This window comes from Acinetobacter sp. AL9 (genome assembly GCF_041464035.1).
Lineage (GTDB): Bacteria > Pseudomonadota > Gammaproteobacteria > Pseudomonadales > Moraxellaceae > Acinetobacter > Acinetobacter towneri.
This window is the reverse complement of the sequence record NZ_JAYFSK010000012.1, coordinates 57,674-64,086: the sequence shown is the minus strand read 5'-3', so window position 1 is coordinate 64,086 and position 6,413 is coordinate 57,674. Positions and strand designations below refer to the sequence as shown.

The 6,413-nt window shown below is 42.5% G+C and carries 6 protein-coding genes and 1 pseudogene; 5 read left to right on the top strand and 2 right to left on the bottom strand.

Annotated features, from left to right (window positions below):
• The 3 genes and pseudogenes from ACEO2X_RS04655 to ACEO2X_RS04645 all read left to right on the top strand — a co-directional run.
• Positions 1 to 120, top strand: a pseudogene (locus ACEO2X_RS04655) (IS30 family transposase); the annotation flags it as partial.
• Between the two features lie 41 nt (positions 121 to 161).
• The gene (locus ACEO2X_RS04650; RefSeq protein WP_267283332.1) at positions 162 to 284 is read left to right on the top strand and encodes a hypothetical protein; all 123 of its coding nucleotides are present in this window, start codon (positions 162 to 164) and stop codon (positions 282 to 284) included.
• 108 nt (positions 285 to 392) lie between these two features.
• Positions 393 to 665 (top strand): hypothetical protein, encoded by a 273-nt coding sequence (locus tag ACEO2X_RS04645; protein ID WP_004975814.1) that lies wholly within the window; start codon positions 393 to 395, stop codon positions 663 to 665.
• A gap of 145 nt (positions 666 to 810) precedes the next feature.
• Here ACEO2X_RS04645 and fadA read toward each other — a convergent pair whose 3' ends face one another.
• Together fadA and fadB are read right to left on the bottom strand one after the other, a co-directional pair.
• Positions 811 to 1,983 carry an acetyl-CoA C-acyltransferase FadA gene (gene fadA, locus ACEO2X_RS04640; RefSeq protein WP_004975824.1) on the bottom strand — a complete coding sequence of 391 codons (1,173 nt, stop codon included), beginning with the start codon at positions 1,981 to 1,983 and terminating at the stop codon, positions 811 to 813.
• 12 nt (positions 1,984 to 1,995) lie between these two features.
• Positions 1,996 to 4,149, bottom strand: coding sequence for a fatty acid oxidation complex subunit alpha FadB (gene fadB, locus ACEO2X_RS04635; RefSeq protein WP_371971136.1), 2,154 nt, complete (start codon positions 4,147 to 4,149; stop codon positions 1,996 to 1,998).
• A 485-nt stretch (positions 4,150 to 4,634) separates the two neighbouring features.
• On the opposite strand from fadB, the gene lpxO reads away from it, so the two are divergent.
• Positions 4,635 to 5,549: a lipid A hydroxylase LpxO gene (gene lpxO, locus ACEO2X_RS04630; RefSeq protein WP_371971135.1), complete on the top strand. Its 915-nt coding sequence runs from the start codon at positions 4,635 to 4,637 to the stop codon at positions 5,547 to 5,549.
• Between the two features lie 114 nt (positions 5,550 to 5,663).
• The gene (locus ACEO2X_RS04625; RefSeq protein ID WP_004975829.1) at positions 5,664 to 6,080 is read left to right on the top strand and encodes a PH domain-containing protein; all 417 of its coding nucleotides are present in this window, start codon (positions 5,664 to 5,666) and stop codon (positions 6,078 to 6,080) included.
• The last annotated feature ends 333 nt before the right edge of the window (positions 6,081 to 6,413 follow it).

Below are 6,413 nucleotides of genomic sequence, written 5' to 3'. Positions count from 1 at the left end.
TCAAACGAACAAATAGAGCAGATAGAATTTGCACTCAACCATCGTCCTAGAAAAACACTAGGTTGGTATACACCGAGTGAAGTTATGGCTGGTTTTTATACTGTTGCACTTGCCGCTTGAATCCGCCAAACAATAAATGGGAGCTCAAAAACAATACCTTCATGTTCTATGAAGATGCAGCCTTGAAAGAATTTAATGCGGTATATCAAGAGATGGTGCAGCTCAATACGCAAATGCAAGAGATCACTCAGCAGCATCAGCGGGCACTGGAAAGCAAGTTGTAAGGTCTGGCAAATCCTTACATCAAATTGTCAAAAGAATGTCATCTGCCGTTCAAATCTCTTGCCTAAACTGTGCCTGTTGATTTAATTGCTCAGCTAGGCAGGTCCAATATGAACAGCATTCAAGTCTTTGATGATATTCAACAACTGTATTTGCAATTCTTAGAAAATAAAAACTACCCGAAACTCGAAAATTTAAATAATTGGGGCAAGAACCGTTACTTCTTTAATCAGCACTTTCGTTTGGTTGAAGATTGGCATCAGACTGAACAAATTGTGATTGAATTTAATCAACAATATTATTGCTTGGATACAGGCAGCGCCCCAGACTTTATGGATAAAGAACGCTATATGACATGGTTGATGGGGGAGTTGTTGGTTTAAGCCGTGCAGGTAAATCACAACTGATCAGCCATCTAGTCTTCAAGATAACAATGCAAAAGAATAAAATTTAAAAATTAGAACAGCTCAAAACAACAAAATAAAAAATCCCCGCATGATGCGAGGATTTTTTTATTACGAAGACTTTTTACACACGCTCAATAATTGTCGCGATACCTTGACCAAGACCGATACACATGGTCGCAAGACCAATTTGCGTGTCTTGTTGTTCCATCACGTTCAATAACGTGGTGGTGATACGCGCACCTGAACAACCCAATGGGTGACCGAGTGCAATTGCACCACCGTTCAAGTTCACACGATCTTGCTGATCATAAATGCCTAAGCCTTTTAGAACAGATAGACCTTGTGCAGCAAACGCTTCGTTTAATTCAAAGGTTTGAATGTCTGCAATTGACAAGCCCGCACGTTTAAGTGCTTTTTGCGTTGCAGGTACTGGGCCATAACCCATGATTGCTGCATCACAGCCTGCAACGGCCATAGAGCGAATCACCGCACGTGGTTTCAAACCTAATGCTTGTGCACGTTCAGCAGACATAAGCAACATCGCAGAAGCACCATCAGACAATGCTGAAGATGTCGCCGCAGTTACGGTACCGCCTTTCGGATCAAATACAGGACGTAAAGCTTGGAATGCTTCAAGGTTAGCATCTGGACGAATCACTTCGTCGATGTCGCATAGTTGTTTAAAGCCGTTTGCATCATGACCTTCAATGCCAATGATTTCGTTTTTAAAACGGCCTTCTTGCGTTGCAGCCCATGCACGACGGTGTGATTCCACACCAAAGGCATCTTGCTCTTCACGAGAAATACCGTTCATGCGACCCAACATTTCAGCAGTTAAGCCCATCATGTTTGAGGCTTTGGCATAGTGCTTCGATGCAGCAGGGTTGATGTCGATACCGTGCATCATGCCCACATGGCCCATGTGCTCTACACCACCAATGATGAAAATATCACCCTGATTGGTTGCAATTTGTGCCGCAGCGGTGTGGATCGCTTGCATTGAAGAACCACACAGACGGTTTACAGTTTGACCCGCTACTGTTTTTGGAAGATCAGCCAATAAAGCAATATTACGACCAATGTTCATACCTTGTTCTAGGGTTTGGTTAACACAGCCCCAGATCACATCTTCAACTTCGTTGACATCAAACTGGTTACGAGCAACTAAAGCACGAACCAATTCAGCCGATAGACTGTCAGCACGTACATTGCGGAACATACCGTTTTTGGTTTTACCCATTGCAGAACGTACGCCATCAACGATGACAACGTCACGTGGATTTAAAGTAGCCATTCACGTTGCTCCTTAACCGTAGAATTTTTTGTTGTTAGCAGCCATGTCACGCAACATTTGTGGCGCTTCATAAGCTTTTCCTAAGTGTGCATATTTGTCGCAAAGCGCAACGTATTCAGCAACACCTGTTTGGTCGATGTAACGGCATGGACCACCACGGAATGGAGGGAAACCTACACCCATAATCATCGCCATGTCTGCTTCAGAAGCAGTTGCTACGATGTTGTCTTCTAGGCAACGAACAGTTTCGTTACAGAAAGCAAGCATCATACGGTCAATGATTTCTTGAGCATCAAACTCGCGTTTTTCAGCAGTTGCAACAGATGCCACAAGCTCGTATGCAGTTGGATCAACTACTTTGGCTTTTTTGCCTTTGCGATCCAATTCATATTTGTAGAAACCAACGTCGTTTTTTTGACCCAAACGTTTGTTTTCGTACATGATTTCGATTGAACCTTTGAAGTCTGGCTTCATACGGTCAGGGAAACCTTCAGCCATGACTTCTGCACCGTGAACGCCCGTGTCGATACCAACAACGTCGATCAAGTATGCAGGACCCATTGGCCAACCGAATTTTTCCATGACTTTGTCAACTTGCTGGAAGTCTGCGCCATCTTTAAGTAACAAGTCGAATGCACCAAAGTAAGGGAACAATACACGGTTCACCAAGAAGCCTGGGCAGTCGTTCACAACGATTGGTGTTTTACCCATTTTCTGAGCAAGAACCACAGTAGTCGCAATCGCTTCAGGTGAAGTTTTTTCACCACGAATCACTTCTACCAATGGCATCATGTGCACTGGGTTAAAGAAGTGCATGCCGACAAAGTTTTCTGGACGTTGTAGGTTTTCTGCCAAACGTGTAATCGAAATGGTTGATGTGTTTGACGCGATAATGGTGTTTTCACGTACTGATTTTTCAGTTTCAGCCAACACAATGCCTTTGACTTTCGGATTCTCAGTCACGGCTTCAATCACGATATCTACTTCTTTAAACTCGTCATAGCTTAAAGTTGGGCGGATACGTGCCAAAGTTTCACCCATTTTGGCAGGTGTCATTTTTTTACGTTCAACTTGTTTGGTCAGCAATTTGTTTGCTTCAGACATCCCCAATGCCAATTGTGGATTGCCAATGTCTTTCATGATAATTGGTGTGCCTTTGCTTGCCGCTTGGTAAGCAATACCGCCACCCATGATACCCGCGCCGAGTACAGCCGCTTGGTTAACAGGATGCGCACCTTTTTCATATTTTTTCGAGGTCTTCTTCACCACTTGGTCGTTGATGAACAAGCCAATCAACGCGCCTGCTTGTGGCGTTACCGCAGCTTTAGCAAAGCCTTCCGCTTCCGCTTTGAGTGCGTCATTACGTGGCAAGCTTGCACCTGCTTGTAAAGAATCAAGCATGAGTTTTGGTGCAGGGTATTGTGCAGGATTCGCTTTGGCTAATACCGCACCTTTTGCAGTGTTGAACGCCATCATTTGTTCAAGTGGGTTCAATTTCACTGGGTCTAATTTTTCTTGGCGTTTTGCTTTCCAGTCCAAACGATCTGCAATGGCTTGTTTAACCAAATCAAGCGCAGCCGCTTGTAATTGATCTGCAGCAACTACAGCATCTACAGCACCGTCTTTAAGTGCAGCATCAGGACGTTTAGGGTTGGCCATTGCCATCCATTCAACCGCATTGTCGATACCAATAACGCGGCTTAAACGAACCGTACCACCAAAGCCCGGGAAAATACCGAGTTTGATTTCTGGTAAGCCCACTTGTGCTTGGTCTGACATGACACGGTAGTCACATACCAAACACATTTCAAAGCCACCGCCCAATGCCATACCATTGATTGCAGCAACTTTAGGAATTTCTAAATCTTCAAAAGCATTGAAGATGTCGTGAACAGGCAATGCCCAATCCACAATGGCTTGTTCGCCTTGAGCGAAGTTTGCGCCAAATTCGGTGATGTCTGCACCCACGATAAAGGTTGATTTTGCAGAAGTGACGATTAAACCTTTCACTTCATTGTTTGCTTTAACAGCCTCAATCGCTGCTTTAAAGTCTTCAATCGTTGCACGGTTAAATTTGTTGACCGACTCACCTTGTAAGTCAAAGCGGAATTCTGCAATTCCGTCCGAAAGCATTTGGACGGTAATGGCATTGCCAGCGTGGATCATGCCTGATCTCCTTTATTTTGGAGGACTTCTAAGTTGATGTTATGAAGCGTGTGCGATAGTCCTGCACACATATATGCCTCGCTAATCTTACGATAACTATATCGAAAAAAAATATAGCAAGTTGTATCAAGCCGTGACGCAAGGGTCATGATTTTTCTCATAGCTCGGAATTGCTTTTTGACCCGATTTTAAAATCCTATGTTTAAAGAAAGATGAAAGTGATTGTTTTCTCTTTTATTTTTAATCAGGTTGTATTGCATTTTCGATTTAGAAAAGCTTGATAAATAGATGTTATCAGTGGGTTGTTTGGGACAGAAAAGTAAATCCATCGTTTGGATGGTGATGTTTTAAAGCGTGAAGCTGGATAGGGGGGATAGCGATTTGCAATGCTGTGTTCTATTTTCTGCTATGACCTCATGCGCTGAAATTGAGTAGAATATGCGACATTTTGAATTTTAGCTGTTTTCAGCAATTTGGGTTGTTCTATGTTGAAGTGGATTATTCTGGCGATTTTTATCGCTTCAGCGCTGTATATTCAACAGCGCGGCAAGGTGCGTCATAGTTTTTATCGTCAGTTTTTTGACCATTCTACCATCCTCGCACCGATCAACTATTTGATGTATTTGTTCTCTAAAGTACCAAATCAACCGTATATCGACACCCAGCACTTTCAAGATTTAAAGGTTTTGGATGACAATTGGGAAATGATTCGTGATGAAGCCAAAGCTTTATATGAACAGGGCGGTATTAAAGCTTCAAGTACTTACGATGATTTGGGTTTTAACTCATTCTTTAAAACAGGCTGGAAGCGTTTTTACTTAAAATGGTATGACTCCGCGCATCCATCAGCAGCAGAATTATGTCCAAAAACCACAGCATTATTAAAAACTTTGCCTAGCATTAAGGCGGCGATGTTTACTGAACTAGCGCCCGACAGTCGTTTAGTGCGTCATCGTGACCCGTATGCAGGTTCATTGCGTTACCACTTGGGATTGATGACACCAAATGATGACCGTTGTTTTATTGATGTCGATGGGGAGCGTTATTCATGGCGTGATGGTGAAAGTGTGGTGTTTGATGAAACCTATATTCACTATGCTGAAAATGGCACTTCTCAAAACCGTATTATTTTCTTTGCCGATGTCGAGCGTCCGTTAAAATCTCGCTGGATGCAAAAGTTTAATCACTGGTTTGGCAAAAATGTGATGACCGCAGCAAGCTCTACGAATGAAGCAGGCGATCAGACGGGTGGCTTAAATAAAGTCTTTGGCTATGTCTATCAAGTGCGTTTAAAAGCCAAGGCTTTAAAAGCTAAAAATAGTCGTGTGTACTATTTCTTAAAATGGTTTTTAATGCTCGGGATTTTCTTCTTAATTTTTATTCGCCCTTATGTGTTTTAAAGTATCGCAACGCCTTTCGGGGCGTTTTTTTATGACATTTTTGAGCAATTTCAGCAACGCACTTTAATTCCCGCCTATTTTTATGTATAGAATGAAGCAAATAGGGGAATTTTTATGCAAACGTTTCGTTCTAAAAAAGATTGGTGGGTTTTGGCTTTTGTGATTTGTATGTCTGGTCTATTGATTCAGTTATTGCTGACCATGTACGCCAAAGGCACGATGCCAGCATTTCCTGTGCACACAGGGGTGTATTTCATTACCATTTTTGTGTTGTGGTGGCCTGTGTTCAATACGCGCTATCAGGTTGATGCAGAACGCTTGCAGATCCGTTGCATGTTTTTAAAATGGGATATTCCGCGCGACAGTATTCAAAAAATATCTAAAACCAATAATTCTGTAGCGTCACCTGCTTTGTCGCTGAAGCGTTTAAAAATTGATTATCTTCAAGCGGGGCAGCCAAAATTTGTATTGGTTTCACCTAAAGATCAGACCAAATTTAGTCAAGCCTTGGGAATGGAAATTACCGACTAATCCCTAGGGTCTGTTGACATTTCATAAATGGCTTGCGCTGTAGGCTAAAACTGAGCAGATCAGGCATGAAACGCAGGGAATAGCGAGACTATTGCCAAGTTTCATAACGCAATCTGAGAAAGTTTTAGCCACAGCCTTTCAGGACGAGCATATTTTTTGCTGCTATTGCGTTATGAGTCAGTCATTTAGAATGACTAAATTTCCTGCCTCATGCCTTATATCAGCTAAAAATCTTGCGAGATATATCTCTCACGTCGCAAACATAGACGAATTGTCAACAGACCCTAGGCTTTTTAAGCAAAAATAAGCATCAAAACTTTGAGGATGAGCAGA

Excerpts from the sequence above, each read along its gene's own strand:
- lpxO (WP_371971135.1), top strand. The coding sequence starts at position 4,635 with ATGTTGAAGTGGATTATTCTGGCGATTTTTATCGCTTCAGCGCTGTAT.
- fadB (WP_371971136.1), bottom strand. The coding sequence starts at position 4,149 with ATGATCCACGCTGGCAATGCCATTACCGTCCAAATGCTTTCGGACGGA.
- ACEO2X_RS04625 (WP_004975829.1), top strand. The coding sequence starts at position 5,664 with ATGCAAACGTTTCGTTCTAAAAAAGATTGGTGGGTTTTGGCTTTTGTG.
- ACEO2X_RS04650 (WP_267283332.1), top strand. The coding sequence starts at position 162 with ATGTTCTATGAAGATGCAGCCTTGAAAGAATTTAATGCGGTATATCAA.
- ACEO2X_RS04645 (WP_004975814.1), top strand. The coding sequence starts at position 393 with ATGAACAGCATTCAAGTCTTTGATGATATTCAACAACTGTATTTGCAA.
- fadA (WP_004975824.1), bottom strand. The coding sequence starts at position 1,983 with ATGGCTACTTTAAATCCACGTGACGTTGTCATCGTTGATGGCGTACGT.